Origin of the sequence: Aquamicrobium segne (assembly GCF_042656785.1) — a bacterium.
In the GTDB taxonomy this organism is placed as follows: Bacteria; Pseudomonadota; Alphaproteobacteria; order Rhizobiales; family Rhizobiaceae; genus Mesorhizobium; species Mesorhizobium segne.
In genome coordinates this window covers 21,407-46,945 of the sequence record NZ_JBHSLL010000023.1, presented here as the reverse complement: position 1 = coordinate 46,945, position 25,539 = coordinate 21,407, and the positions used below count along the sequence as shown (strand labels likewise).

24 protein-coding genes and 2 tRNA genes are annotated in these 25,539 nt (G+C 54.1%); 11 read left to right on the top strand and 15 right to left on the bottom strand.

Features of this window, described 5'->3' with window-relative positions:
* Window positions 1–151 precede the first annotated feature (151 nt).
* The 3 genes from ACFPLB_RS08555 to ACFPLB_RS08545 all read left to right on the top strand — a co-directional run bounded on the left by ACFPLB_RS08555 (window position 152) and on the right by ACFPLB_RS08545 (window position 4,860).
* The gene (locus ACFPLB_RS08555; protein ID WP_378228952.1) at window positions 152–1,222 is read left to right on the top strand and encodes an alpha/beta hydrolase; all 1,071 of its coding nucleotides are present in this window, start codon (window positions 152–154) and stop codon (window positions 1,220–1,222) included.
* Between the two features lie 267 nt (window positions 1,223–1,489).
* Window positions 1,490–2,656: an alpha/beta hydrolase gene (locus ACFPLB_RS08550; protein WP_378228932.1), complete on the top strand. Its 1,167-nt coding sequence runs from the start codon at window positions 1,490–1,492 to the stop codon at window positions 2,654–2,656.
* Between the two features lie 233 nt (window positions 2,657–2,889).
* Window positions 2,890–4,860: an AI-2E family transporter gene (locus ACFPLB_RS08545; protein WP_378228931.1), complete on the top strand. Its 1,971-nt coding sequence runs from the start codon at window positions 2,890–2,892 to the stop codon at window positions 4,858–4,860.
* Window positions 4,861–5,234: 374 nt separating this feature from the next.
* Here the strand turns inward: ACFPLB_RS08545 and ACFPLB_RS08540 are convergent.
* A tRNA-Leu gene (locus tag ACFPLB_RS08540) sits at window positions 5,235–5,320 on the bottom strand.
* 158 nt (window positions 5,321–5,478) lie between these two features.
* Between ACFPLB_RS08540 and ACFPLB_RS08535 the strand changes: the two genes are divergently transcribed.
* Together ACFPLB_RS08535 and ACFPLB_RS08530 are read left to right on the top strand one after the other, a co-directional pair.
* Complete coding sequence (locus ACFPLB_RS08535) at window positions 5,479–6,585, top strand: NADH:flavin oxidoreductase/NADH oxidase (protein ID WP_378228930.1); 1,107 nt, start codon at window positions 5,479–5,481, stop codon at window positions 6,583–6,585.
* Window positions 6,586–6,764: 179 nt separating this feature from the next.
* Window positions 6,765–7,004: a hypothetical protein gene (locus tag ACFPLB_RS08530; RefSeq protein ID WP_378228929.1), complete on the top strand. Its 240-nt coding sequence runs from the start codon at window positions 6,765–6,767 to the stop codon at window positions 7,002–7,004.
* A 60-nt stretch (window positions 7,005–7,064) separates the two neighbouring features.
* Here ACFPLB_RS08530 and wrbA read toward each other — a convergent pair whose 3' ends face one another.
* Window positions 7,065–7,664 (bottom strand): NAD(P)H:quinone oxidoreductase, encoded by a 600-nt coding sequence (wrbA, locus tag ACFPLB_RS08525; protein WP_378228928.1) that lies wholly within the window; start codon window positions 7,662–7,664, stop codon window positions 7,065–7,067.
* A gap of 235 nt (window positions 7,665–7,899) precedes the next feature.
* Here wrbA and ACFPLB_RS08520 point away from each other — a divergent pair, with 235 nt between their 5' ends.
* Together ACFPLB_RS08520 and gpt are read left to right on the top strand one after the other, a co-directional pair.
* Window positions 7,900–8,634: a competence/damage-inducible protein A gene (locus tag ACFPLB_RS08520; RefSeq protein WP_378228927.1), complete on the top strand. Its 735-nt coding sequence runs from the start codon at window positions 7,900–7,902 to the stop codon at window positions 8,632–8,634.
* 111 nt (window positions 8,635–8,745) lie between these two features.
* On the top strand, window positions 8,746–9,246 hold the full coding sequence (gene gpt / locus ACFPLB_RS08515) for a xanthine phosphoribosyltransferase (protein ID WP_378228926.1): 501 nt from the start codon (window positions 8,746–8,748) through the stop codon (window positions 9,244–9,246).
* Window positions 9,247–9,432: 186 nt separating this feature from the next.
* Here gpt and tig read toward each other — a convergent pair whose 3' ends face one another.
* The 5 genes from tig to ACFPLB_RS08490 form a co-directional block, all read right to left on the bottom strand.
* Complete coding sequence (tig, locus tag ACFPLB_RS08510) at window positions 9,433–10,899, bottom strand: trigger factor (protein ID WP_378228951.1); 1,467 nt, start codon at window positions 10,897–10,899, stop codon at window positions 9,433–9,435.
* A gap of 2 nt (window positions 10,900–10,901) precedes the next feature.
* On the bottom strand, window positions 10,902–11,105 hold the full coding sequence (locus ACFPLB_RS08505) for a hypothetical protein (protein ID WP_378228925.1): 204 nt from the start codon (window positions 11,103–11,105) through the stop codon (window positions 10,902–10,904).
* Between the two features lie 144 nt (window positions 11,106–11,249).
* Window positions 11,250–11,334, bottom strand: a tRNA-Leu gene (locus tag ACFPLB_RS08500).
* Window positions 11,335–11,406: 72 nt separating this feature from the next.
* Window positions 11,407–11,991, bottom strand: coding sequence for a GDYXXLXY domain-containing protein (locus tag ACFPLB_RS08495; RefSeq protein WP_378228924.1), 585 nt, complete (start codon window positions 11,989–11,991; stop codon window positions 11,407–11,409).
* Entirely contained in the window at window positions 11,988–13,112 is a 1,125-nt protein-coding gene (locus ACFPLB_RS08490) for a DUF2157 domain-containing protein (RefSeq protein WP_378228923.1), read from the bottom strand. Before ACFPLB_RS08490 ends, ACFPLB_RS08495 begins: the two co-directional genes overlap by 4 nt.
* A 234-nt stretch (window positions 13,113–13,346) precedes the next feature.
* On the opposite strand from ACFPLB_RS08490, the gene ACFPLB_RS08485 reads away from it, so the two are divergent.
* The 3 genes from ACFPLB_RS08485 to trmFO all read left to right on the top strand — a co-directional run bounded on the left by ACFPLB_RS08485 (window position 13,347) and on the right by trmFO (window position 15,614).
* Window positions 13,347–13,487: a DUF1127 domain-containing protein gene (locus ACFPLB_RS08485; RefSeq protein WP_378228922.1), complete on the top strand. Its 141-nt coding sequence runs from the start codon at window positions 13,347–13,349 to the stop codon at window positions 13,485–13,487.
* A gap of 50 nt (window positions 13,488–13,537) precedes the next feature.
* Window positions 13,538–13,678: a DUF1127 domain-containing protein gene (locus ACFPLB_RS08480; RefSeq protein ID WP_378228921.1), complete on the top strand. Its 141-nt coding sequence runs from the start codon at window positions 13,538–13,540 to the stop codon at window positions 13,676–13,678.
* 538 nt (window positions 13,679–14,216) lie between these two features.
* Window positions 14,217–15,614: a methylenetetrahydrofolate--tRNA-(uracil(54)-C(5))-methyltransferase (FADH(2)-oxidizing) TrmFO gene (gene trmFO, locus ACFPLB_RS08475; protein WP_378228920.1), complete on the top strand. Its 1,398-nt coding sequence runs from the start codon at window positions 14,217–14,219 to the stop codon at window positions 15,612–15,614.
* A gap of 5 nt (window positions 15,615–15,619) precedes the next feature.
* On the opposite strand, the gene ACFPLB_RS08470 is transcribed toward trmFO, so the two are convergent.
* The 4 genes from ACFPLB_RS08470 to yajC form a co-directional block, all read right to left on the bottom strand.
* Window positions 15,620–16,450: a phytoene/squalene synthase family protein gene (locus ACFPLB_RS08470; RefSeq protein ID WP_378228950.1), complete on the bottom strand. Its 831-nt coding sequence runs from the start codon at window positions 16,448–16,450 to the stop codon at window positions 15,620–15,622.
* Between the two features lie 31 nt (window positions 16,451–16,481).
* A complete protein-coding gene (locus ACFPLB_RS08465) occupies window positions 16,482–16,871 on the bottom strand; it encodes an Mth938-like domain-containing protein (RefSeq protein ID WP_378228919.1) in 390 nt (129 codons plus the stop codon).
* A gap of 232 nt (window positions 16,872–17,103) precedes the next feature.
* On the bottom strand, window positions 17,104–19,671 hold the full coding sequence (gene secDF / locus ACFPLB_RS08460; RefSeq protein ID WP_378228918.1) for a protein translocase subunit SecDF: 2,568 nt from the start codon (window positions 19,669–19,671) through the stop codon (window positions 17,104–17,106).
* Window positions 19,672–19,755: 84 nt separating this feature from the next.
* Complete coding sequence (gene yajC, locus ACFPLB_RS08455) at window positions 19,756–20,088, bottom strand: preprotein translocase subunit YajC (protein ID WP_378228917.1); 333 nt, start codon at window positions 20,086–20,088, stop codon at window positions 19,756–19,758.
* A 183-nt stretch (window positions 20,089–20,271) separates the two neighbouring features.
* Between yajC and ACFPLB_RS08450 the strand changes: the two genes are divergently transcribed.
* Window positions 20,272–21,147 carry an ATP-binding protein gene (locus ACFPLB_RS08450; RefSeq protein ID WP_378228916.1) on the top strand — a complete coding sequence of 292 codons (876 nt, stop codon included), beginning with the start codon at window positions 20,272–20,274 and terminating at the stop codon, window positions 21,145–21,147.
* A 210-nt stretch (window positions 21,148–21,357) separates the two neighbouring features.
* Here ACFPLB_RS08450 and ACFPLB_RS08445 read toward each other — a convergent pair whose 3' ends face one another.
* The 4 genes from ACFPLB_RS08445 to serS form a co-directional block, all read right to left on the bottom strand.
* Complete coding sequence (locus tag ACFPLB_RS08445) at window positions 21,358–22,482, bottom strand: peptidoglycan DD-metalloendopeptidase family protein (RefSeq protein ID WP_378228949.1); 1,125 nt, start codon at window positions 22,480–22,482, stop codon at window positions 21,358–21,360.
* 268 nt (window positions 22,483–22,750) lie between these two features.
* Window positions 22,751–23,395 carry a protein-L-isoaspartate(D-aspartate) O-methyltransferase gene (locus ACFPLB_RS08440; protein WP_378228948.1) on the bottom strand — a complete coding sequence of 215 codons (645 nt, stop codon included), beginning with the start codon at window positions 23,393–23,395 and terminating at the stop codon, window positions 22,751–22,753.
* Entirely contained in the window at window positions 23,395–24,153 is a 759-nt protein-coding gene (surE, locus tag ACFPLB_RS08435; protein WP_378228915.1) for a 5'/3'-nucleotidase SurE, read from the bottom strand. The genes ACFPLB_RS08440 and surE overlap by 1 nt, the downstream gene beginning before the upstream one ends.
* On the bottom strand, window positions 24,154–25,458 hold the full coding sequence (serS, locus tag ACFPLB_RS08430) for a serine--tRNA ligase (RefSeq protein ID WP_378228914.1): 1,305 nt from the start codon (window positions 25,456–25,458) through the stop codon (window positions 24,154–24,156).
* Window positions 25,459–25,539 lie beyond the last annotated feature (81 nt).

The window sequence follows — 25,539 nt, the reverse complement described above, 5'->3', positions numbered from 1 at the left end:
TTCGACCTTTTGGCAACACTGAAGCGCTTATGAAGGATCAACCGCTTGCCAATGGACAGTTCGACTTACTTCCGCCGCACTCTGCGGTTGGTTCAATACACGACTATACGCCTCACAAAATAACGGAAATCTTCAATTGCACCTGAAGCCCCTGCTCATCCTTGTGCTTTTTTTGTTTCTCGCCGGTTGCACCAGCAACAGGTCGGAAGAGATTCTGGGCAGCGCTATCGTGCCGGTTTCCGTTAGTGATATTGCTGGCAATCATTCGATCTTCATCGCCTCGACCCGCAAGCGCTCAGATGATCCGTCAAAAGTTTTTGACAATGAACGCTCCGGTTCTCTCAATTTCGCCCGCGTCAATGTCACGGTTCCGCGTGAGCACAAGACAGGCCGGATCGAGCGGCGCAAGCGGGGTAGTTCGGATGATCCGGCAAAATATTTCATGGCCTCCGATGCTGTCGGCTATCCGGGTGGGCCGCAATTTTCACAGGCGCTGAGTGCCGATATTGCAGCCCGTGGCGATCGGGTCATGGTTTTTGTTCATGGCTACAATACGGGGTTTGATGCCGGTGTCTATCGCGCTGCGCAGATCGTGCATGATTCGGGCTACCCAGGCACTGCGGTGCTGTTTTCCTGGGCTTCGGGCGGCTCCACCACCAGCTATGTCTATGACAAGGAAAGCGCCAGTGCGGCCCGCGACCAGCTTGAAATCACACTGCGCCTGCTGGCCCAAAGCGGCGCCCGGCGCATCGATGTGGTGGCTCATTCCATGGGAACATGGGTGACGATGGAAACGCTGCGCCAGCTTGCCCTGACCGGAAATCGTGATCTTGGCGGCAAGCTTGGCGATGTGGTGCTGGCTTCTCCCGACATTGATGTCGATGTTTTCAAAAGCCAGATGCAGCGCTATGGCAAACCACAAAAACCTTTTATCCTTCTGCTTTCCAAAGATGACAGGGCGTTGCGGCTTTCAGGAATACTTGCTGGTTCACGCCCGCGCGTTGGTGATTATGCCAATGCCAGCGCGGAACTGGAGCGCTATGGGGTCACTGTCATCGATCTTTCCACCGCAAAGGGGGCAGACAGCTTTAATCACACCAAATTTGCAGACAATCCTGCAATGGTGCAGATGCTGGGGCAACATTTGCGTGAGGATGACGGCTTTGCCAGTGAGCGCGACATTACGGACCGGATCCGGCAAGTGACCAGCGCCGGATTGTGATAAGCGCCTCCTTTTTCTTGAACTGGCAGGGATAAAGCGCCATGCGCCCTGTCGAATGTGCAAAGGGCGCTCATCTGTTTTTTAGCCGCATTTATGTAGCGCCAGATGGTATCATCTGTACTCACAAAATGCTCTAAGCTTTTGTTTTAGCCGCATTTGTGCGACGCCAAATGAAATCATCTGGCTGCAAAATGCTCTGGACCGGGACATTTTCTGCCGTTACTGGTTGTATGTTTTAAACGCCACAACTTCAGGAGCAAGAGCACAGTGCGTATCAAGACCTTATTGGCGATAGCGCTTGTGGCGTTGACTGCCGGATGTGTTGCCACAAACCGGCACGAACTGCTCAATACCTCCATTTTTCCAGCCAGCACGGCTGAAATTGCGGCGCAGCATGAGATTTTTGTCGCTACCACCCGCCGCGCCTCAACCAGCCAGCCGCGCATTGTCTATGGTGGTGAGCGCTCTCCCACTATCGCCTATGCCCAGGTCGAGATCACTGTCCCAAAAATTCATGAAACCGGCAGGATCGAACGCGCAAAGGGGCGGGCTCCGGCAGACCCTGCCAAAAATTTTACCGCACAGCGTGTGAATTTCTACAAGAGCGCATCGCAGTTTGAAAAAGCTGTCAATGCCAGTGTCGTCGACCATGAAGGCGAGCGCATTCTGGTTTTCATCCATGGCTTCAATAATGGCTTTGATGACGGGATCTATCGTGTCACCCAGATTGTTCACGATACCGGATATGTTGGAACACCAGTTCTGTTCTCATGGGCGTCAGCGGCAAAAACCACCGGCTACCTTTACGACAAGGAAAGCGCCAATGCCGCGCGTGACGATCTGGAAGCCTTGTTAAAAATGCTGGCCACGACCAAAGCCAAAAGCATCGACATCATTGCCCACTCGATGGGAAACTGGGTGACGATGGAGGCTTTGCGCCAGCTTGCTATCAGTGGTGATCGCACGCTTGGCGGCAAGCTTGGCATTGTGGTTCTTGCCTCGCCCGATATTGATGTCGATGTTTTCAAAAAGCAGATGCAGCGCTATGGCAAACCTGAGCATCCTTTCGTCGTCCTGTTGTCTGACGATGACCGCGCCCTTCAGCTTTCCAGCTTCCTTTCCGGCGACAAGCCTCGGGTGGGCGACTATAGCGATGCGGCCGATCTTGCCGCTCTTGGCGTTACCGTGGTTGACCTGACACAGGCCACGTCAGGTGGCCGACTCAACCATGCCAAATTCGCCGACAATCCTTTTTTGGTAAAATTACTGGGGCGTGAGCTTAGAAATGATGGCCTTGCCGCTGCTGCCACTGATGATTTTGGCGGACTTGGGGGGGGCACACTTGGCAAGGATATTGGTCAGGCTGTCGGATCCGTGGCCGACATTATCATCACCACGCCATTCAGGGTCTTGTCGATTGCTGTCGGCAATTGAGAGTTTAGGGCCAGAAGCCTAAAGCCTGCCTCTCGAACTCAAGAACCAGTTTCGAGATAAAGACATGCGTAAAAACAAAAGCTTAAAGCGGGGTGCGAGAATCTGAAAGAAGCGCGACGCGCTTTAAAATAAACTTTCACCTGATATCCTTTGATCTTTGGAACTTTTACTCGCCATACTGGTTTTGCATCTGCCTTGCTCAAGATGCGTGAGGAAAAGATAAGGATTGCCAAATGACATCAGGCAAAACGCTTTCCAACACTCAATACGCATCGCAAAGCCGGGTTGAAACGATCCCGTCTCAAAGGGCTTCCCTGCCCGGGCTCATATCGCTGGTCGGTGTTTCCGCCATTCTTTACCTTGGCCGTGAGGTCTTCCTGCCGGTTGCTGCCGCTTTTTTGCTGACATTTGCTCTGGCGCCGATTGTAACATTCCTGCGTAAAAAAGGGTTGCCCAAACCCGCAGCCGTTATTTTGACCGTAACGCTTACATTCGCGGCCCTTGGCCTGCTGGGAGCGATAGTCGCAACGCAGGTCACCAATCTGGCGCAGAACATTCCAACCTATCAGTCCAATATCATCACAAAAGTGCATTCGCTCAAGGAAATGGGAGCAAATGGCGGCATTATTGACCGTCTCAGCAGCGCCATGCAGCGCATTGGAGCCGAATTACAAGCCAGCACCCAGACCGTACAGACTGACGCTCAGGCAGTTCCTGAAGAAAACCCGATGCCGGTCAAGATCATTGCGCAAGACAGCACAATCGAGACGTTGAAAAACGTTATCACCCCGCTGGTCAGCCCATTCACAACCGCCGGTCTTGTTATCGTCGTCGTCATCTTCATGCTGCTTGAGCGCGAAGACCTTCGCGACCGCTTCATCCGGCTTGTCGGATATAGTGACGTGCATCGAACAACTGAAGCGTTGCAAGAGGCAGGCACGCGGGTCGGGCACTATCTGCTGATGCAACTGGTGGTCAACACCCTCTATGCTGTCCCGATAACTGCCGGCTTATGGTTGCTTGGCATTCCCAATGCGTTTTTATGGGGTCTGCTTACGCTGGTCCTGCGCTTTGTTCCCTATATTGGCCCGGCCATCGGCATGATATTCCCGTTGTTTCTTGCCCTTGCAGTCTCACCCGGCTGGTCGCTGCTATTGTGGACGGCTGCTCTGTTTCTGATCATGGAACTGATCAGTGGCAATATTATTGAGCCATTGCTTTATGGCTCAAAAACCGGCCTGTCACCGCTGGCCATTATTGTTGCAGCCATTTTCTGGACATGGCTGTGGGGACCGCTTGGTCTGCTTCTTTCAACACCGCTGACCGTGTGCATGGTGGTGCTTGGGCGCTATGTTCCGCAGTTTGAATTTCTGGGTGTCTTGCTGGGCAATGAGCCGGTTCTCGACCCGCCAACACAGCTTTACCAGCGGCTTTTATCCGGCAATGCCGATGAAGCAACCGATAAGGCGGAAGAGTTTCTGGAGAAAAAATATCTCGTCGATTATTACGACACAATCGGCATTCCAGCCTTGCTGCTTGCCGAGCAGGACCGACAGCGCGGCGCTTTGCGAAACGAGCAATCCCAGCGCCTTTACATGACGGTTCAGACACTTGTCACCAATCTGCAAGAAATTGCAGTCGAGGAAGAAAACGAAGAAGAAAACGAGATAGAAACCAGACCTGCCAACCTCTTGCAGGAAGAGGATGAAACGCTTGTCGATCTCTTGCCCGATGGCGAGGGCGTAAAACTTTTATGCGCCGGTGGTCGTGGCGATATTGATGATGCAGCCGCTGCCATGCTTGCCCAGATATTGGAGGTGCAAGGTGCAACCGCAACCTCGATTTCTTATGAAAACCTCCAGCCGCTGGCTGCACGTCAATTGGCGCTCGACAAGGTCGATGTGGTCATCATCACCTTTCTCAATCCGGCATCTGCAAGCCATGCGCGCATTGTGGTGCGTCGTCTCAAGACATTGCGTCCGGGTTTGAGGGTCGGGATTCTCGTTCCTGTCGAAGGTGGCTTTATCAAGGGCCGGACAGACGCGATCGGGGCCGATTTCATTGCTTCCAGTGCCTCGGAGGCAGTTATTGCCGGTTTGACGAAACAAGAGCCTGTTCGTGTTAAAAACGCTCCCCGACGGATAGCGCGATTAAAACCGCCAGCGAAAAGAACCAGCCCTGCCCCTGAACCGTCCCCCACCTGATAAAATAGCAGGCTTTAGATAGCGAACAAAGGCGCCAGTTCCCGCACAGCTGAAACAAACGGGTTGGCAATCAAAGCCATGACAAGCCTTTTTCCAGACAGCAGCTTGGCTCCCACCATTCTTTATGGTTAATTTGAATGGGCAAGGCGGGAGATAATTTAATTATGGATTATACAGGCGGTGAGCCACGCCCTTGGGCATGGGCGCTTTATGTTTGGGCCGCACTGGTCAGCAGCATGGCGGTTTATTTCTTGACAGGCCTGTTACCGGCGATCGCATGGTCATCATGCGTCATAAATTAGAGCTTGCCTCCTGCAAGAATGCCAGCACCTGCCAAAAATTGCAAATTGAACCAATCAAATGCAAAATATCTGTGGTGCGGACGACGGGAATCGAACCCGTACGATCAAAGATCGAGGGATTTTAAGTCCCTTGCGTCTACCAATTCCGCCACGTCCGCACGTGCCGTTTCTCACGTCTTATTGATCATTCGTCAACTGCTGTTTGAACAGTTCACCGTAAAAGGTGAATATGCGCGCTGATATTTGGCCCAATTCTGGCAATGATGTTTTGCCAGTCGAGCCTACCCAACAATTTTACGAAAGCTTTTTTTAAAAAATGAGTGCAGCACTTTTTCAGCCCATCACCCTTGGCGACCTTGAATTGCCCAACCGCATTGCTGTTGCGCCCATGTGCCAATATTCGGCTGATGACGGTTCAGCCACCGACTGGCATATCCAGCACTGGATGAACCTTGCCATGTCGGGCGCTGGCATGATTACCGTGGAAATGACCAATGTAGAGCGGCGCGGACGTATCAGCCATGGTTGTCTTGGTCTTTACTCAAACGCCAATGAAGCATCAGCCAGGCGCGCACTGGATGCCGCCAGACGTGTAGCTCTACCCGGAACAAAATTTGGGCCCCAGCTTGCCCATGCCGGGCGCAAGGCCTCCAACCGTCGCCCATGGGAAGGGGGCGGCGGCCCTCTACGCTTAAATGAAGATCCGTGGCCTGTCGTTTCTGCTTCCGCCATTGCCTATGATAAAGGCTGGCAAACGCCTCATGCGCTGAGCGAAGAAGAAATCTGGCAGCTTGTCGAACAATTTGCCGATGCGGCAAAGCGAGCACAACGCATCGGCTATGATTTCATCGAACTGCACGGGGCGCATGGCTATCTGATTTTCCAGTTCCTGTCGCCTCTTTCCAACCAGCGCAGTGATCGCTGGGGCGGGTCATTGGAAAACCGGATGCGTTTTGCCGTGGAGGTGGTGCGAGCCGTTCGCAAAGCTGTTTCTTCCCTCATGCTTGGCATACGCCTGTCCGTGACGGACTGGGTGGAGGGCGGTTTTACTGTAGATGAAGCCATCGAGGTGGCAAAAATGCTCAAGGCTGAGGGGGTTTCTTATATCTGCTGTTCAAGCGGCGGCAATTCGCCTGCTCAAAAACTGCCGACCGGGCCGCTATATCAGGTTCATCTGGCTGAAGCGGTGCGTAAGGGGGCAGATATTCCTGTGCGTGCGGTCGGCCTTATTACACAGCCACAACAGGCAGAAGAGGTGATTGCCAGTGGCCAGGCCGATATAGTCGCGCTCGGCCGCGCCTTTCTGGCTGATCCGCGCTGGGGGTGGCGTGCGGCTGCGGCACTGGGTGTGGAAATTGCTGTTGCCCCGCAATTGCAACGCGCCATGACCACCATGCGCCACTGGGCGGCCTCCAGCGAATAATTAAAGCCTGTCTCCCAAGACTTAAGAACCAGTTTCGGGATAAAGACATGCGTTATAACAATAGCTTAAAGCGTGGCGCGTGAATCTGAAAGAAAAGCGACGCGCTTTAAGAGGCAACCAACTGGGCGGTCCGGCATTCTTCAATCATGCTTTCAACAAGCAAGAGATGGAGAACAGCAATGACCAGAGTTATTTATAAAATCGTGGAGCATGATGGTGGTTTCGCCTATCAGGTCGGCTCCACTTTTTCCGAAACTTTTGCCGACCGCAACAGCGCTTTGAAGGCTGCAGAACGCGCTGCAAAGGAGCAGCAAATATCAGGTGCAACAAACGGCATTGCCTATGAAGACAGTTCCGGCACATGGCATGAGGAACTGTCAGATGGAAGCGACCGACCGCAAACCGAAGTGTTGGAATAGCCGAAGTCTTTTGCAGCCAGATGTTTCCACCTGCCTGCAAAATTACTCTAAGCTTCTGTTTTAGCCGTGTAGCTTGATGGTGATTTCCGCCACACGCTTGCCTTGAAAATGGGCCCCTTCAAGTTCCTGCTTTGAAGGCTGACGCGAACCATCACCTTCACTGGTGGTTGTCATGCCATAGGGTGCACCACCGCGCACCACATCATTGCCCATCTGCCCCTGATAGGCATAAGACAGCGGTACGATGATCATGCCATGATGCTGAAGCATGGCCTGTGAGGAAATAAGTGCGATCTCGGCGCCGCCATGCTGGGTGGCTGTTGATGCCATCACCGAGCCAACCTTGTTGACCAGCGCGCCCTTGGCCCACAGCGGACCCGTCTGATCCAGAAAATTCTTCAGCTGTGACGCCATCGCGCCAAAGCGGGTGGAAACACCAAGGATGATGGCATCGTAATTTTCCAGCTCAAGCGGCTCGGCAATTTGTGCTGCCTGATCGAGCTTGTAATAGGCGGCCTTGGCAATCGCTTCCGGAACCAGTTCAGGAACCCGTTTGACGGTGACTTCAGCACCAGCTTCACGTGCCCCTTCCGCAGCAGCATTGGCCATCTGCTCCATATGACCCCAGCTCGAATAATAAAGAACAAGCACTTTCGCCATTTCGTCTATCTCTCTGTCATTACAATTTGCAAGCGCCCTGCCCGCTTTCATTACCTTTGAGAGATTTAGAGCATTTCTGTTCATATAAAAGCACGGTTATGCAGACACACCGTTCACTGTTATTCGAATATTTTTGATGGCGGATATGACCTTCAAACCTGCAAAAAATGCTCTGGTCTTGCACTCTATCAGGAGAGCGGTATGAAGCTGCGTGATAGAAACTCGGGAGCCGTCCATGCCAAAAGTGATCACCGCCGCCATGCTTGTGATTGGCGATGAAATTCTGTCGGGCCGCACCAAGGACCAGAATATCGGCTACCTTGCCGACATCATGACAGCGATTGGCATTGACCTGAAGGAAGTGCGTATCGTACTCGACGATGAAGAAGATATCGTCGCAGCCCTCAATGATGTGCGCCAGCGTTACACTTATATTTTTACCTCGGGCGGCATTGGCCCGACACATGATGACATCACAGCCGATTCCATCGCCAAAGCTTTTGATGTGCCCTGTGACTATGATGCTGCTGCGTATAGTCTGCTGGAATCCCATTACACAAAGCGCGGCCTGGAATTTACCGATGCCCGCAAACGTATGGCCAGACTGCCCCGCGGGGCCACACATATTGAAAACCCTGTTTCAGTTGCTCCCGGATTTCGCATCGGCAATGTTCATGTCATGGCCGGTGTGCCATCCGTTTTTCAAGCCATGCTCGACAAGGTGCTGCCAACGCTGGAAACAGGTATAAAAATGCTGTCAGCAACGGTGTCCTGCCCGTTGGGTGAAGGCATTATTGGCGGGCCGCTTGCCGAAATTCAAAAATCCCACCCCCTCACCATCATCGGTTCTTATCCCAGATTCGGGGAAGGTCATTTTATGACAGAACTGGTGGTTCGCGCCCGCTCGCAAGATGTGCTGGAGGCAGCCCGCAAGGATGTCGAGGCCATGGTGAAAAGCCTGACGACCTGAACTTGTAGCCACAATCGGGACTTCCACTTGCCAAACATATTCATTTGGCGCTAATTCCGAGCGCATTCCATGTCACCTGCGCGATTTCGCGCGTCTGCGGAGTGTGTCTGAATGTCCATGCCTGAAGACAAAGCCTTTCCCATATCTTGGGATCAATTCCACCGTGACGCCCGCGCCCTAGCGTGGCGGCTTTCCGGGATCAACCAGAAATGGAAAGCCATCGTCTGCATCACCAGAGGCGGGCTGGTTCCTGCTGCCGTGATTTCACGCGAACTGGGTATCCGCATCATCGAGACCGTGTGCGTGGCCTCATATCATGACTATGCCTCACAAGGGCAATTGCAGGTTCTCAAGGAAGTAAACCCGACATTGCTGGAAAATGGCGGCGAATCGATTCTCATCATCGATGATCTGACCGATACCGGCAAAACGGCGGCTATTGTGCGCGCCATGCTGCCAAAAGCGCATTTTGCCACCATGTATGCCAAGCCGAAAGGCCGTCCGCAGGTCGATACCTTCATCACCGAAGTCAGTCAGGATACCTGGATTTTCTTTCCCTGGGATATGGGGTTCACCTATCAAAAGCCGATCGCTGATGATCAGGTAAAATAATTATCTTTTTACAGTTTTCCATAAAGAAAGGCCGCCCTTGAGGCGGCCTTTCCTTATTGTTTTAGAGCCTTTTGCAGCTAGAGCATTTCTTATTTTCACGGAAACAGATAAAATGCTCTAAGCTCTTGTTTTAGCCGCATTTATGCGACGTCAGATGATTCCATCTGACTACAAAATGCTCTAGAATTATTCGGCGTCTTTTTCAGCTTTTTTCTTCGGTGCGGCCTTCTTCTTGGGAGCCTCAGCCTCGTCCTTGGCAGCGTCCTTCTTCGCCGCAGCCTTTTTCTTGGCCGCCGGCTTTACTGCCGTCTCGTCTTCATCATCTTCAGCCAGCAATTCTTCCTTGCTGACCTTCTGATCCGTTACCGAGATTTCGCCAAGAAGGTGATCGACCACCTTTTCTTCAAAGATCGGCGCGCGCAGCGCGTTCAGCGCCTCGGGATTGCCGCGATAGAACTCGAACACTTCCTGCTGCTGCTCACCGGGGAAGCGGCGAATCTGCTCAAACAGGCCGCGCTGCAATTCTTCCTCAGAGACCGTCAAACCAGCCTTTTCACCAATTTCGGCCAGCACCAGACCAAGGCGCACACGGCGCTCAGCCAGCTTCTGATATTCAGCGCGGGCTTCTTCCTCAGTGGTATCTTCATCAGCAAAAGTGTGGCCAGCGGCTTCAAGGTCTCGGTTGACCTGATTCCAGATATTGTTGAACTCGGACTCCACCAGCCTGGCGGGCGTTTCAAAAGTGTAGGCGCTGTCGAGTTGATCGAGTAATTGACGCTTCACCTTCTGGCGGGTGATGGACCCAAACTGGTTCTCGATCTGGCCACGCACGATCTCACGCAGACGCTCCAGTGATTCCAGTCCCAGCGCCTTTGCCGTCTCGTCATTGATTTCCAGTTCGCCAGGCTTGGCCACTTCCTTGACGGTGACATCAAAAGTAGCTTCCTTGCCAGCCAGATTGGCGGCCTGATAATTTTCAGGGAAGGTGACGGTGATCTGCTTTTCTTCGCCTGTCTTGATGCCGACAAGCTGGTCTTCAAAACCGGGAATAAATTCTCCGGAGCCCAGAACCAGCGGCTGGTCAGCGCCTGTACCACCGGCAAAAGCCTCACCATCGATCTTGCCGACATAATCAATGGTTACCCGGTCGCCATTGGCGGCCTTGCCATCCTTTGGCTCATAGCTGCGGGCTGATTCAGCCACACGCTGCACCTGCTCGTCGATTTCCGATTCGGGAACATCATAAACGGGGCGGTTTATCTTGATGTTCGAAAAATCCTTGATTTCGATCGGGGGGATGACCTCATAGTTCAGGCTGAACTCAAAATCGACGCCGCCTGCCAGAATCTTTTCAGCTTCCTGCTCGTCTTCGGTCATGACGATCTGTGGCTGCATGGCAGCCTTTTCACCGCGTTCAACAAGGATAGAGCGCGAATCATTGAGGATTTCGTTGACGACCTCAGCCATGAAGGACTTGCCGTAAACCTTGCGCAAATGCGCCATCGGCACCTTGCCTGGCCGGAAGCCGTTGATGCGGACCTTGCCTCTGGCATCGGCAAGCCGCGTCATGAGCCTGGCTTCCATATCGGCAGCCGGCACGACGACCTTGATCTCGCGCGAGAGGCCGGAGTTGAGCGTTTCGGTGACCTGCATCATCAAACCTTTATCTTGACCTGAAAGACTGCAACACGGTTCTTACCGCGAGCAGCCCTGCCGGTATATTCTTCCGAGGTTGGCTTCGGGGCGAAGCCGGAAAAGCAGACAAAATAGTGGTCCACTTGCCCGAGACGTTCCTGAAATATGATTAAACCTTTGTTTCTTTGGTCTTTTTCATATTTTTCAGAAGCGGTTCGTCGCATCCCGTCACATTCGACACGCCTTTTGTCACAGGCGGGGCCAATTTTCAACCATCTTAACGCCTAAACACGAGGCAAAGGCGCGACACCTTGACCGATTATGCATCGTATCAAGGCAGATTCATGGATCTGTCTTAACGGAGATCATGGTGCGGGTGGAGGGACTTGAACCCCCACGCCTCTCGGCGCTTGGACCTAAACCAAGTGCGTCTGCCAATTCCGCCACACCCGCAACCGACCCGGCAAATGTCACGAAGACCGGCCGCTGTCAACGCCGGGATGAAAATTTCACCCTGTTTTGCAATCAATAAAGCGGCTCTTCAAACAGCACCTTGCCTTCATCCATCAGCGCCTTGATCTGCGCCTGACCGGACGCAGCTACAGCCACACGAACAGAAAAGTCGCGTATACGCATATCGCGTTCAATGGCCCGGCCCTCGCCTTCCGGCAGGTAATATCGTTCAATTCCATAAGTGACGCGCACTTCACGGCTATAGAGACGGTTCAGGGCAGAAAACCGACCCACAATATCAACCTCATCCTTGCCCGGAGCGCTTGATGGTGCGTTACCAATCCATGCGTTTTTGGCCTGCCAGTAACCGTCGGCATTCTGGCCCAGCCGCACCGTCATCTTTCCCGGCCCATCCATTCTGCTGCGCAGCTCATCCTGATCGACAATCATCGCCAGAGGAATCCAGGAAATATCGTAATTGAGGATCACATAATCTCCGCGCAGCAGATCACGCGGGTCAATTGGCTCAACTTTCAGCACCACCTCCCGGCCATCGCGCAGAACGGCAGCGCGGCTGACAATCATCCAGCCCAGAAACCCGGCCTGAAGCAAAGCCAGAAAAAGGGCAGCCCAAACAAGTTTTTGACCACTTCTCATGCCCCGTCTCCTTGCGCACCAGACTGTGCTGCATCTTTTGCGCGCCGCTCAAGCCTGATGATGAGCATGGCCAAAAGCCCCATCAAAACAGCAGCAAAAACGAAAAATCCTGCGGTGCCGAGCATCGTGCCCATGGTCAGCGCATAAATGAGGCACAACTCGGTGGCGAAGGCCAGATAGGCAATCCAGCGCAAGCCCCGACTTGTATGTCCGGCCATGATGAGTGCGCCCACAATACCTGCCAATGTGATTGCGACCGCAACAGGAAATCCACTTTCTTTCTCCAAATCGAACTGGATCAGCATCATGGCGACCCAAAACCCGATCAGCGCATGAAGAGGCGTGCGACCATCAAGGCGGGCAATCGCCTCCACTGCTTGCGGCATAAAACAGGCCATGACAAAAATGCCAGCGCAAACAGAGGCCATCAGGGCAGAGGTTATAAAAACATCACCATCAAGCGCACACCACGCCACATAGCCGATCAGAGACAGCAGGATGAGATGACGCGCCATCTTGGCTCCGGTCCAGTAGGAAATGCCCCATAAGACAGCCACGATCGGCACAAATAAAATGGGCGGGCCATAGCTGGCAGCGCCTATCCATCCACCGGTCACAGCCCCGGAAAGCCAGGCAATCGAAATACCCACACAAGCTGCAGTCAAAGGTCCGGAGCGCAGGACGAGAGCCGCCAGTGCAGTGGCAGCACACCATGTCAAAAGTGCTGCGGCTTCATCACCGCTGATATGATACATCTGCCCGATCAGGGCCAGTGAGGCCCCAAAAGCAGCGGCTGCTATAATCCAGAGCGCTTCAGCCGCAGCATTATGATGATTGAGCCTGGCAAACGCCCCGCCGACATAGCCGCCAATAATCAGCGCAAACAGCCCGCCCACACGCGCCAGTCGCGGAAAGGATTCCCAGTTGGCGGCAATGAAAATAAGAATTCCGGCCGAAAACAAAAGTGCCGCCATCATGGCGAGAACGGTACTGGACCCAAATGAGCGGCGCTCATTTTTCTGGGCGTCGAGAACCAGATTTTTGGCCGTTTCAGGATCAATCAGACCCGATGCAACCCAGCGTTCGGCATCATGTCTGAGCTGCTTTATATAGCGCGTCATTCGCTATTTCCTATCAAATCAGCCGATTTACCAAGCGGCATTTACAACTCATTGTCATAGCGTGTTTTTTTGAATTTGTCTCTTTTGTGACAGAGGTATGAAAGAGCCATGATATTGCATTGCACAAAACGCATTGCTGCCATGCGTGTTCCGCTCTTTCAAAACCGGAAGGAAGCTCCTATCTAGGATTTGTACGAGACATAAAGACGCTGCAAGAAAAAAGAGGAATAAGACATGAACCTGATCCGCAACTACCGCAACTGGCGCCGCTATCGGGAAACCGTTTCCGAGCTGAGCCGCCTGAGCAATCGTGAACTGAATGATCTCGGCATCAGCCGCGGTGACATTCATATGGTCGCTCGCAAGTCGATCTAACCCCTTCGGAGCGCAAACCCTGCTCCGTCCAGTTTTTCTGGTGAACCAAGATGAACCTGATTCGCAGTTATCGCAATTGGCGCTCTTACCGCAGGACGGTCAATGAGCTTAATCGTTTGTCCAACCACCAGCTTGAAGATGTCGGAATCTTGCGCGACGAAATCGAACAGTTTGCGCGCCGGACACTCTGACCCGAAATTTCATCGTAGCGACCTCCTCCCCGCTTCGGTGAATTGAGATCAGCCACCTCCTCCTCCCAATTGGCTGATCGCTTTCGACGGTGCTTGCCTGAACCTCCTCCCACGGGCAGGTGCCGTCCAAGTTTCCGCTCCTTGATTGGAGCACATTAGAGCGCCGTGCGTCCAATCGGACGCACAAAGGACGCTCTAACACTTTGAATGAGCATCGGAATAATCCGAAAACCGATTCCACTTTTCGGTCCGATGCTCTAAAGCGTGTCGCTTTTCTTGTCAGAAAAGCAGGCTCCGCTTTAAGTTTTTGATTTACGCATGATCTTGTCCGATTTTCCAGGATCATGTTCCAGCTTCGTCGAAGCCGACCTCCTCCCCGGCAACGACGATCGGTCGATCCCCCTCCTCCTCCCATAGGATCGACCTCCCTAACGACACCCGCCGGTCCCTCCCCCGGCGGGTGTTGTTGTTTGTGGAAAGCACATACCGATCTTGCCGCACATTGCTTTCCAGCCTTCAAGGGATTAAGTGCGCAGCCATGAATACTATCAAGCCCGTTCACATCATCGGCGGCGGTCTGGCCGGTTCTGAAGCCGCATGGCAGGCAGCACAGGCTGGTGTTCCCGTCATCCTTCACGAAATGCGCCCGGTCAGGGGCACAGATGCGCATAAGACCGAAGGGCTGGCCGAACTTGTCTGTTCCAACTCCTTCCGCTCCGATGATGCCCAAACCAATGCTGTGGGCTTGCTTCATGCTGAAATGCGGCTGGCGGGGTCACTCATCATGCAATCGGGTGACGCCCATCAGGTTCCGGCAGGTGGAGCGCTGGCTGTCGATCGTGACGGTTTTTCACAAGCCGTAACGGAAAAACTGGAATCACATAGGCTGATCACCATTGTGCGCGAAGAAATATCCTCACTGCCACCAGATGAATGGGAGCAGGCCATAATCGCCACCGGCCCGCTGACCGCGCCTGATCTGGCTGCGGCCATTGCGGCCAAAACCGGCGCTGATGCACTTGCCTTTTTTGACGCCATTGCCCCCATTATTCATTTCGAGACAATCGACATGAATGTCGCCTGGTTCCAGTCCCGTTACGACAAGATTGGTCCCGGTGGCACGGGCAAGGATTACATCAACTGCCCGATGGACAAGGCCCAATATGAGGCCTTCATCGAAGCGCTGATTTCTGGTGGCAAGACCGAATTCAAGCAATGGGAAGGCACACCCTATTTCGACGGCTGCCTGCCTATTGAAATCATGTCCGAGCGCGGGCCCGAAACACTTCGCCACGGTCCCATGAAGCCGATGGGGCTGACCAATGCCCATAATCCAACGGTCAAGCCTTATGCTGTTGTGCAGTTACGGCAGGATAATGCGCTGGGCACACTTTATAATATGGTCGGTTTCCAGACCAAGCTGAAATATGCCGAACAGACCCGTATTTTCCGCACCATTCCCGGCCTGGAAAATGCTGAGTTTGCCCGGCTGGGCGGATTGCATCGCAACACCTATATCAACTCGCCGCAGCTTCTGGATGAAACCTTGCAGCTCAAGGGGCGTGCAGGGCTTCGCTTTGCCGGACAGATCACCGGCTGTGAGGGCTATGTCGAAAGTGCCGCTATTGGCCTGCTTGCCGGACGCTTTGCTGCCGCCAGCAGCCTTGGCCAACAGCTTGCTCCGCCACCGGTGACCACCGCTTTTGGGGCCTTGCTCAATCATATTACCGGTGGCCATATTGTTTCTGACGATGAGCCGGGGAAACGCTCCTTCCAGCCGATGAACATCAATTTTGGACTGTTCCCGCCGGTCGAAACACCAAAAACCGAAGGCAAGCGCCTGCGCGGCAAGGAAAAGGCACTGGCGCGCAGAAGAGAAATCAGCGCCCGCGCCTTGCAGGACTGTCAGGCATGGCTGCAAACAGACCCGGCTTAAATTTTTTACCGCCAGCCGCGCATGGCATGACGCCACAAAAGCCAGTGGCGATACAAATGCGAAAGACCAGTCTTTCCGTCCAGCACATCTTGCGGTCTGGCTTCCATGCGCTGTAACAGGGCCGCTGTCAGGGCCAGTGGCAAATAGGCAGGGCGCAGCGATTGCGGCAGGAACGACGCTTCTTTATGAAACATCTCCAGATGTTCTTTTGCCAGGGCAATCATGGCCCCCACCACACGCAAGCTGCCTTGCCTGTCCTGCCCCTTGATAAACTCTTCTGGTGAACTGCCGACCGCTGCAAGAAGATCAGCCGGGATATAACATTGCCCCCGCGCCCTGTGCCGGGGCAGCAAAAGCAGCAAGCCGGTCATGGCCTGTGCACACCCTGCATGGCCTGCCAGTTGCGAAAATTTTTGTGCAGCCGAGGCATCGAGCATCAGCGATGCAAGCTGGATGATGGTGCTGGCCGTCTCGCCGCAATAGCCTTCAAGATCGGTGCGCGATGGCATGGGGTCATCATAAAGATCAAAGACCCGGGCTTCCAGATAGTTTTGGAAAGCGGCAAGCGGCAGATGATACTGGGCAATGGCTGCCCGCAACGCATAAGCCACCGGGGCCACCGGCTGGCCGGTCTCTTCCTCACCGGCGGGCGCGCCAAGCACATCACGCCACCATTGCAGCCTGACCTCTCCGGGCAGAGCTTCGCGGATGCGGTCACGCACACCGGCAATCTCGGCATTAAAGGCATAAAGCGCCATCAGCGCATCCCGCTTGTCGGATGGAGCGTAAAGGGCTGCCAGATAGCGATCATGATCTGCCTTACGCACAGCCTGCATGGTCAAGGACGATGATTCACCTACCATGATGTCAATCGACAGCAATCAGTGCTGCACCCACGGCGCGCTCGTCAGACAGCAAGACATTGTAAGTGCGCAACGCTGCCCCGCTCGACATGGGATCAGCAGCAATGCCCGCCTCTTTCAGTGCGGCCCGCAATTCTTTGGGAATAGGCTTCAGATCCGGGCCGGTTCCCACCAGAAAAATCTCGATGTCTCCTGCTTCCGCGCAAACCCGACTGAAATCAGCAACGCTCAGCCTGTCCCGGTCCTGCGGTTCCCAGCCATAAATGCCTGAGGGCAAGCATAAAATGGAGCCTTTATGTGACATGTCGGCAAAGCGGAATCCACCATTGCCATAGGCCTCAATCGGCGCACGACCGGGGAAATGCGCCTCGCGTATGATAATTCCCTGTTTCATTTGCAAACAGTACCTGTCCGCAGCGCCAGTCGCCACTGCCACAGCACCAAAGGGTGAAAGTGCCGCAGTTCAGAACATTTAGTTCAGAACACTTAGTTCAGAACACTTAAAATGCTCTGAACTGCTGTTTTAGAGCCTTTATCCCGAACTGGAAACCAGTTCGGGATAAAGACATGCGTAAAAACAAAGGCTTAAAGTGGGTCGCTTGAATCTGAAAGAAAAGCGACACACTTTAATGACCAGAGGCAGACGCCAGTGTGGAGGAGGCTGCGCCCTTCTTGTCTTCAGTATCCTTGTCAAATGTATCGGGCCGGAGCTTAAACAGGATCAGCATCGGACCAGCGATGAACACCGATGAATAGCTGCCGACAAACACACCGATAATGATTGCAAGTACAAAGGAAGAAATGACCTCGCCGCCATACAGATAAAGTGCAGCCAGCGCCAGAAACACCGTCAGACCTGTCAGGAAGGTGCGCGACAGCGTGTGGTTGAGCGCCAGATTGATCAACTCTTCAACCGGCATTTTCTTGTACTTGCGCAGCATTTCACGAATTCTGTCATAAATCACGACCGTATCGTTAATCGAATAGCCGACCACGGTGAGAATTGCCGCAATCGACGACAGGCTGAATTCAAGTCCGAAAAACATATAGATGCCCAAAATCATGATCACGTCATGTGCGGTTGAAACAATCGCACCAATGCCGAACTGCCACTCAAAGCGGAACCAGATATAGATCAGCAAGGCTATCATCGAGGCGAAAACGCCCAGAGCGCCGGTATAGGCCAATTCACCCGAAACAGTCGGGCCGACCGTTTCAACACGCCGGAAATCATAATCCTCGAGAAATTCGCCCCTGATCTTTTCCATAGCCGATTGCTCGGCATTGTCACCGGCATCCTGTGCGCCAACACGCACCATCAACTCGCCCTGATCGCCGAATTCCTGCACCTGGACTTCGCCCAGATTAAGCTGTTCAAGGCGAAAACGCACATCACCGGCATCGGCCACATGTGATTTCGCCTGAATCTCGATGATCGATCCGCCCTTGAAATCGATACCGTAATTGAGATCCTTGACGAACATCATGCCGATAATGGCAATCGACAAAGCGCCCGACAGGGCAAAAGCCCAGTTGCGGTATTTCATGAAAGGCAGGGACGGCTCCAGCGGCAAATAATGCACCAGCCCCTTGGGCAGATCAGTCGGCTTGGTGCGCTTGATCCAGAATGCAACCATCCAGCGTGTCAGGGTAAAGGCGGTAAACACGGTGGTGACGATACCGATACCCAGCGTTACCGCAAAGCCGCGCACCGGACCGGTGCCCACATAAAACAGAATGACCGCGACAATGAAGGTGGTCAGGTTGGCGTCCACCACAGTGGCAAGTGCCTGTTTAAAGCCCTGATCAAAGGACTGGACCACGGACTTTCCATAAGCCCGTTCCTCTCGCACACGTTCAAAAATGATGATGTTGGAATCGACCGCCATGCCCATGGTCAGCACGATACCGGCAATACCCGGCAAGGTCAGTGTCGAACCCAGCAGGGTCAATATGGCAATCATCATGGCAACGTTGGCTGCAAGCGCCAGATTGGCGATGAGGCCCAAAGATCCATAGACCAGCAGCATACAGCCGATGACCAGAATAGCACCAACCATAGATGCAAATTTACCGGCATTGATGGAGTCTGCGCCAAGGCTTGGACCAACCGTGCGCTCTTCCACAATTGTCATGGTGGCCGGAAGCGCACCCGCGCGCAAAAGAACCGCCAGATCATTGGCCGTTTGTGGCGTGAAGTAACCGGAAATCTGCCCGGAACCACCCAGGATCGGTTCGTTGATGCGCGGTGCCGAAATCACCTGATTGTCAAGAATAATGGCAAACAATTTGCCCGTATTCTGCTGGGTTGCCTGCCCAAAACGGCCTGCACCCTTGGAATCGAAGCGGAAGGAGACGACAGGCTCATTGGTACGCTGATCAAAGGTTGCCTGCGCATCAATAAGGCTTTCGCCAGAGACAATCACCCGGTTTTCAATCAGATAAGGAACCGGCGGATCATCGCGGGAATACATGACGGTCGAACCGGCGGGCGGACGCCCTTCCATGGCCTCCTGCACCGGAACGCTCTGATCGACCATCTGGAAGGTCAGCTTTGCGGTCTGGCCCAGAATATCCTTCAGGCGCTGCGGGTCCTGAAGACCCGGCACCTGCACCAGCACGCGATCATCGCCCTGACGCTGAACAATCGGCTCCGTTGTGCCCAGTTCATTAACCCGACGCCCCACCACCTCGATGGACTGGTTCAGCGCTGTTGCGGTGCGATAGCGGATGCCCTCTTCCGTCATGGTGAAGCGAAGCAGGCCCGGCTCCGGCTCATCCATGGCCATTTCAGTTACGCTGCCGGTCCCAAACAGCCCGGAGGAAACCGGCGTGATCAGCGGCTTCAGTGCTTCCCTGGCGGCCGGCACATCATTTGCATCACGAATGCGCACCTGCACCACCTTGCCGGTGCCTGACAGGCCGGTATAGCCAATGCGCTCATCGCGAAGCTGTGTCCTGATCTCGTCACGTGCGCTTTCAAGCTGCGCCTTGATCAGATCATTCGTGTCGATCTTGAGCAGGATATGCGAGCCACCCTGCAGATCGAGGCCCAATGTCATCTGCTTCGTCGGAAACCAGTTCGGCAGCGATGAAATCAATGATTGCGGATAAATGTTGGGCAAGGACAACAGCACGCCCAGCAGGACGACGGCCCAGATAGAAAACGTCTTCCAGCGTGAGAAATACAGCATTTGCTAAAAACCTGTTGGCGTGCCTGAGGGTGGTGCAATCAAGGGCCTTTGACCCTCAATGTGGTTATTTATTGGCGTGGTTGTTTATTTGGCGTTCTGGTTTGCAACCGGCTCGCCCTTGACGCGAACGTCAGCCAGAGTGGAGCGAAGGGCAACGACTTTTACGCCACCAAGATCAACCTCAAGTTCATTGTCATCCAACACCTTGGTGACTTTTCCAACCAGACCGCCACCGGTAATGACCGTATCGCCGCGCCGGACGGCCGCCAGCATGGCGCTGCGCTTTTTCATCTGTGCACGCTGCGGACGGATGATCAGAAAATACATGACCACAAAGATGAGAACGAACGGCAATATGCTAACGAACATATCGGGAGTGCCGCCTGCAGCCTGTGCATATGCCGGGGTTACGAACATGAAAAAAACTCCTGAAACCTTGAGGGGACATTGCTACATGTCCATAAAAATCCGCCGGAATATAGTCTCTCAAGCAGCCATTGCAACCACACTGCAAGAGCAATCCCGCGCTTTTCGCTTCAATCTGCTCATGCTACAGCCACTATTTCCTCAATTGACGGATATGAAGAAGCAATAATCCTCATGACCAATATCAGCATTGATCTCCTCAACAACAAACTTGACCAGTTGATCGAGGTCATCAGCCGCCTTGCCCCTCAACCGGCCCCGGTCAGCGATCTGGATGCCGCCGATTGCTTTGTGTGGCAGGCAGAATCTTCTTTTTTAGAGCCGGTGCATGAGGTCAACCGCGTCGATATCAGCCTGATCAGGGGTGTCGAACATGTTCGCGATATTCTTGTCGATAATACAAAGCGTTTTGCCAGCGGCCTGCCTGCCAATAATGTGTTGTTGTGGGGAGCGCGCGGCATGGGAAAATCCTCGCTGGTCAAGGCAGCACATGCCTCGATCAACGAATCGAGGACGACAGACAAACCTTTGAAGCTGATTGAAATTCACCGGGAGGATATCAACACGCTGCCGCGTCTGATGGCCATTTTAAAAACCGCCCCATATAATTTCATTCTGTTTTGCGACGATCTGTCATTCGATCATGACGATACATCCTACAAATCATTGAAGGCAGCGCTTGAGGGCGGTGTAGAGGGCCGTCCGCAGAATGTGATTTTTTATGCCACCTCGAATCGTCGCCATCTTCTGCCCCGCGACATGATCGACAATGAAAGCTCCACCGCCATCAACCCGTCCGAGGCCATTGAGGAAAAAGTCTCCCTGTCAGACCGTTTTGGCCTGTGGCTTGGTTTCCACAAATGTTCGCAGGAAGAATATCTGGATATGGTGGATGGCTATGCCCGCCATTATGCGCTGGAAATTGACGAAGAAAACCTGCACGCGCAGGCGCTGGAATGGGCAACCACGCGCGGTAGCCGTTCTGGCCGGGTTGCCTGGCAGTTTATTCAGGATCTGGCCGGCCGTCTGGGCCAGTCATTACACTCCTGACGGCAAAATGCTTAAAAAGAAAAAACCCGCCCTTTAGAGCATTTTGCAGTCAGATGGAATCATCTGACGTCGCACAAATGCGGCTAAAACAAGATATTAGAGCATTTCGTCCGTTTCCAAAGAAACAAGAAATGCTCTAATAGAGCGGGTTTTTGTTTTGAAAGACGGGCCGGACTGGAGGGCAGACGTCCCGCAATCAGGCGTTTTCAGTCATTCCAGATAGCTGGATGGATCAACCGGCGCCGAATTCTTGCGAACTTCAAAATGCAGCTTTGGCGCCTTGGCGTTACCACTCATGCCTGACAAGGCAATCTGGTCACCGCGGCGAACGGTCTGACCGCGTTTGACACTCAACTCACTGGCATTGCCATAAACGGTTACCAGCCCGTTTTCATGACGCACCAGAACGGTATTGCCGAATTCCTTGAGACCATCGCCCGCATAGATGACGACACCATTTTCCGCGGCCTTGACCGAGGTGCCTTTCGGAACCGAAATATCAATACCGTCACCGCCCTGCCCGAAGCTGGAAATAACCCGGCCCTTCACCGGCCAGCGCATCTTGCCAATGCCCGTGGCATTGGGGGCAGCAGCACCATCATCATCAACCAGCACAGCCGTTTTTTCAGCCTGCCTGGGTGGCGTATAGGTAGCCGGTGCCTGGCTTGTCGCCTGCTTTGCAGCAGGTGCTGGCAAAGAGGCCGTTTTGACCGGATCAACCTTGGCTGGCTGCGGCTGCTGGACCGCAGCAATGGCTGTGGCTGCTGCCGGAGCGCTTGTTACGCCCGGAATAGTCAGTTTCTGGCCGATGCGGATATTGCCATCAGCCAAACCATTGGCCTGCTGCAAGGCGGCAACGCTTACACCACTCTTGCGCGAGATCGCAGACAAGGTATCGCCCTGTTGAACCAGATAACCGCCACTGGCGACCGTTGTTGCGGCTGTCTTGACCGGCTCGGCCAGACGTTTGGTTTCCTCACCCGCAGCCTGGAATGGTTTGTTTGATGGCGCATGAGCAGGCTGCTCCTGGCGTATGGCTGGCGCTGTATGGGTCGTAACAGGCGCAGAAGCCGTCTGAACAGGCGCTGGCTGCACTTGTGCTGCCGAGGGCTGTGAGGGCGGCGGCAGCGAGGAGCGATCAACCGACCCTGATCCATATCCGCCATTGTTATAAACCGGCTGTTGCTGGGCAACAGGCCCCGGATAGGCTTGAGGGGCCTGCCCGTAATTGCCGACATTGGCCTGGGGAGTGGTAGATGCCGTGGTGATCCCATCCACGGCATCTGTAAAGCGCATGGCGCCGGAGCTGCACCCTGCCGCTGTAGCAGCGACCATAAGCATGGCGCAGCCCCGCGCCAGATTGCGTACTCTGGAGCATTTCTTGTTTCCACGGAAACGGGAAAAATGCTCCAGGTTCTTGTTTGGTTGCATTGTTGCGACGTCAGATGAAACCATCTGACTGCAAAATGCTTTAGCTTTCAAAACGCTGAATTGCATGACATTACCCGCGCTGACCCGGAAAGAAACTGGATACGATTAAAGCGCGTTAATGTTACCGGTCGGTTAAATTACAAAAATCGACCCTGATTTCCTTGCAAGCAGATCACAAGACCGCAGCCATCCCGGACAGCATGGGTTGCAGGCGGATGACGCCAATATCCTCGCGCTCAAAGCGGCTGCCGACCTTTGTCAGCTTTACCACCGCCTGCTCACCCTCTTCAGGGCCGATAGGGGCAATGGCTACACCACCACTGGAAAGTTGTTCGAGAAGAAAACGCGGAATTGATTCGAATGCCGCCCATGCCACGATCCGGTCGAACGGCCCTTCCCCCGGCAGACCGCCAGAACCATCGGCATGGCGCACAATGATGTTTTCAATGCCCAGAGCCTCAAAACGCTGACGCGCCTGTTCTGCAAGGGTTTTGTAGCGTTCAATTGTCACCACCCGTGCTGCAAGGCGCGACATGACCGCAGCCGAATAGCCCGAGCCGGTTCCGATTTCCATGATCCGCATGGCAGGCTCCAGCGCCAGCGCGGCAATGATGGCGGCCTGAATATCGGCTCCTTCAATTGCTTCGCCGCATTCGATAGGCACCATGCGCTCTGACCACGCAACCCCACCATGGGGCGGACTGAGAAAGCCGCGGCGCGGTGTGGCTTCGATCGCGGCAATCAGCGCCTTGGGAACCATTCCCTTGCCACGCAACCGCAAAAGGAAAGCGGCAAACCCCTCGCGATCCTCCTCCATCACGCAAGAACCTTGGCCAGTTGGTCGCGAACCTCATGGGCCGTGAAATCGAGCTTTAACGGTGTGACTGAGACAAAATCATTTTCAATTGCATGAATGTCGGTTCCGGCCTTGCCATTGCTTTCATTGCGGCCAAACCGCATCCAGTAATAGGGCAGACCGCGCCCGTCGCGGCGCTCATCAATCCACAGCCGATGCACGACCTTGCCCTGTGCCGTCACTTGCGTGCCTTTCACGTCTTGCGCTGCGCAAGCGGGGAAATTGATATTGATCAGCACGCCTTCCTGCTGCGGCATGGCCAGAATTTTCTGCAAAAGTGCGGGGGCAAGCGCCTCTGCCGTCTCATAAGGCACAGCGCGATCATCACCCTCGCGCTTGTAGGTCTGGCTAAGCGCAATGGAGCGAATGCCAAGCAGCGTGCCTTCCATGGCTCCGGCCACGGTGCCTGAATACGTCACGTCATCGGCGATATTGGAACCGGAATTGATGCCCGAAAGTACCAGATCCGGCAGGTCCGGCAACACTTTGCGCACCCCCATGATTACGCAATCGGTTGGTGTGCCGCGCACGGCAAAGCGCTTTTCGCTCACCTTTCGCAGACGTAAAGGTTCTGAAATTGACAGGGAATGGGCATAGCCCGACTGATCGGTTTCAGGCGCCACCACCCACACATCGTCTGATAATGTGTGGGCAATCCGCACAAGCGATTCGAGGCCTTCGGCATGAATGCCGTCATCATTGGTAATCAGAATACGCATTTATTTTAGCTCAATCTTTTCAAGGCCCCCCATATAGGGGCGCAAAACATCTGGAACTGTAATGGAACCATCCTCATTCTGGTAGTTTTCCATCACGCCGATCAACGCCCGGCCAACCGCCACGCCAGAACCGTTGAGTGTATGGACAAACAGATTGCCGCGTCCATCCTTGTCCTTGTAGCGGGCATTCATGCGCCGCGCCTGAAAATCACCACAGACCGAGCAGGACGAAATCTCCCGATAGGTCTTTTGACCGGGCAGCCACACTTCAATGTCATGGGTGCGGCGCGCACCAAATCCCATATCGCCGCTGCACAAGACCACGGTGCGGAATGGCAGACCCAGCCGCTTCAGCACCTCTTCGGCACAGGCAGTCATACGCTCATGCTCTTTTATGGAACTGTCGGCATCGGTAATCGACACCATCTCGACCTTGTAGAACTGATGCTGCCGCAACATGCCGCGCGTATCACGCCCTGCCGATCCGGCCTCCGAACGGAAGCAGGGGGTGAGCGCCGTAAAGCGCAGCGGCAGTTTTTCATGGGCGGTGATTTCCTCACGCACCAGATTGGTCAGCGGCACTTCTGAAGTGGGAATAAGACCGAGACGGTTGTCGCCATGCGGCACAAAAAACAGATCTTCCTCAAATTTCGGCAAATTGCCGGTGCCATACAAGGCATCATCGCGCACCAGCAGCGGCACCTGTACTTCCGTATAGCCATGTTCGGTTGTGTGCAGATCCAGCATGAACTGGCCAAGCGCCCGCTCCAGCCGGGCAAGCTGGCCTTTCAACACCGTAAAGCGCGAGCCGGAAAGACGGGCCGCACGCTCAAAATCCATCAGGCCAAGGCTTTCACCAATCTCAAAATGCTCACGCACCCAGTCAGGTGATGGCACAACCTTGCCCACTTTACGCAATTCGACATTATCGTTTTCATCCTTCCCAAACGGCACAGTGTCGAGCGGAAGATTAGGGATGACTGCCAGCGCATCATGAAGCGCACGGTCAAGCAGACGCTCTTGCGCTTCGCCATCCTGAATAAAGGATTTGATATCGCCAACTTCCGCCTTCAGCCTTTCAGCCAGTTCCATGTCCTTTGCGGCCATGGCCTTGCCGATTTCTTTTGAGGCGGCATTGCGGCGCTCCTGCGCCTGCTGAAGTTTCAGCACATGAACACGGCGCGCCTCATCGCTGGCGATAATCGCCTCTACGGTAGAGCGCGCCTCATCTTGCGACCATGAGCGCTTTTCAAGCGCCTCAACAAGAAGGTCGGGGTTGTCGCGAATCCACTTGATGTCCAGCATGGCAGGTCTGTTTCCTCATAAAGCCTGTTGGGCCTAAACCGCACATGAAAAGGTTTCAAGTCCGGGCCGCATGGATGCGCC

Coding starts and splice junctions, on each gene's coding strand:
- ACFPLB_RS08545 (WP_378228931.1), top strand. CDS start 2,890: ATGACATCAGGCAAAACGCTTTCCAACACTCAATACGCATCGCAAAGC.
- ACFPLB_RS08535 (WP_378228930.1), top strand. CDS start 5,479: ATGAGTGCAGCACTTTTTCAGCCCATCACCCTTGGCGACCTTGAATTG.
- ACFPLB_RS08530 (WP_378228929.1), top strand. CDS start 6,765: ATGACCAGAGTTATTTATAAAATCGTGGAGCATGATGGTGGTTTCGCC.
- wrbA (WP_378228928.1), bottom strand. CDS start 7,664: ATGGCGAAAGTGCTTGTTCTTTATTATTCGAGCTGGGGTCATATGGAG.
- ACFPLB_RS08520 (WP_378228927.1), top strand. CDS start 7,900: ATGCCAAAAGTGATCACCGCCGCCATGCTTGTGATTGGCGATGAAATT.
- gpt (WP_378228926.1), top strand. CDS start 8,746: ATGTCCATGCCTGAAGACAAAGCCTTTCCCATATCTTGGGATCAATTC.
- tig (WP_378228951.1), bottom strand. CDS start 10,899: ATGCAGGTCACCGAAACGCTCAACTCCGGCCTCTCGCGCGAGATCAAG.
- ACFPLB_RS08505 (WP_378228925.1), bottom strand. CDS start 11,105: ATGCGACGAACCGCTTCTGAAAAATATGAAAAAGACCAAAGAAACAAA.
- ACFPLB_RS08495 (WP_378228924.1), bottom strand. CDS start 11,991: ATGAGAAGTGGTCAAAAACTTGTTTGGGCTGCCCTTTTTCTGGCTTTG.
- ACFPLB_RS08490 (WP_378228923.1), bottom strand. CDS start 13,112: ATGACGCGCTATATAAAGCAGCTCAGACATGATGCCGAACGCTGGGTT.
- ACFPLB_RS08485 (WP_378228922.1), top strand. CDS start 13,347: ATGAACCTGATCCGCAACTACCGCAACTGGCGCCGCTATCGGGAAACC.
- ACFPLB_RS08480 (WP_378228921.1), top strand. CDS start 13,538: ATGAACCTGATTCGCAGTTATCGCAATTGGCGCTCTTACCGCAGGACG.
- trmFO (WP_378228920.1), top strand. CDS start 14,217: ATGAATACTATCAAGCCCGTTCACATCATCGGCGGCGGTCTGGCCGGT.
- ACFPLB_RS08470 (WP_378228950.1), bottom strand. CDS start 16,450: ATGCAGGCTGTGCGTAAGGCAGATCATGATCGCTATCTGGCAGCCCTT.
- ACFPLB_RS08465 (WP_378228919.1), bottom strand. CDS start 16,871: ATGAAACAGGGAATTATCATACGCGAGGCGCATTTCCCCGGTCGTGCG.
- secDF (WP_378228918.1), bottom strand. CDS start 19,671: ATGCTGTATTTCTCACGCTGGAAGACGTTTTCTATCTGGGCCGTCGTC.
- yajC (WP_378228917.1), bottom strand. CDS start 20,088: ATGTTCGTAACCCCGGCATATGCACAGGCTGCAGGCGGCACTCCCGAT.
- ACFPLB_RS08450 (WP_378228916.1), top strand. CDS start 20,272: ATGACCAATATCAGCATTGATCTCCTCAACAACAAACTTGACCAGTTG.
- ACFPLB_RS08445 (WP_378228949.1), bottom strand. CDS start 22,482: ATGGTCGCTGCTACAGCGGCAGGGTGCAGCTCCGGCGCCATGCGCTTT.
- ACFPLB_RS08440 (WP_378228948.1), bottom strand. CDS start 23,395: ATGGAGGAGGATCGCGAGGGGTTTGCCGCTTTCCTTTTGCGGTTGCGT.
- surE (WP_378228915.1), bottom strand. CDS start 24,153: ATGCGTATTCTGATTACCAATGATGACGGCATTCATGCCGAAGGCCTC.
- serS (WP_378228914.1), bottom strand. CDS start 25,458: ATGCTGGACATCAAGTGGATTCGCGACAACCCCGACCTTCTTGTTGAG.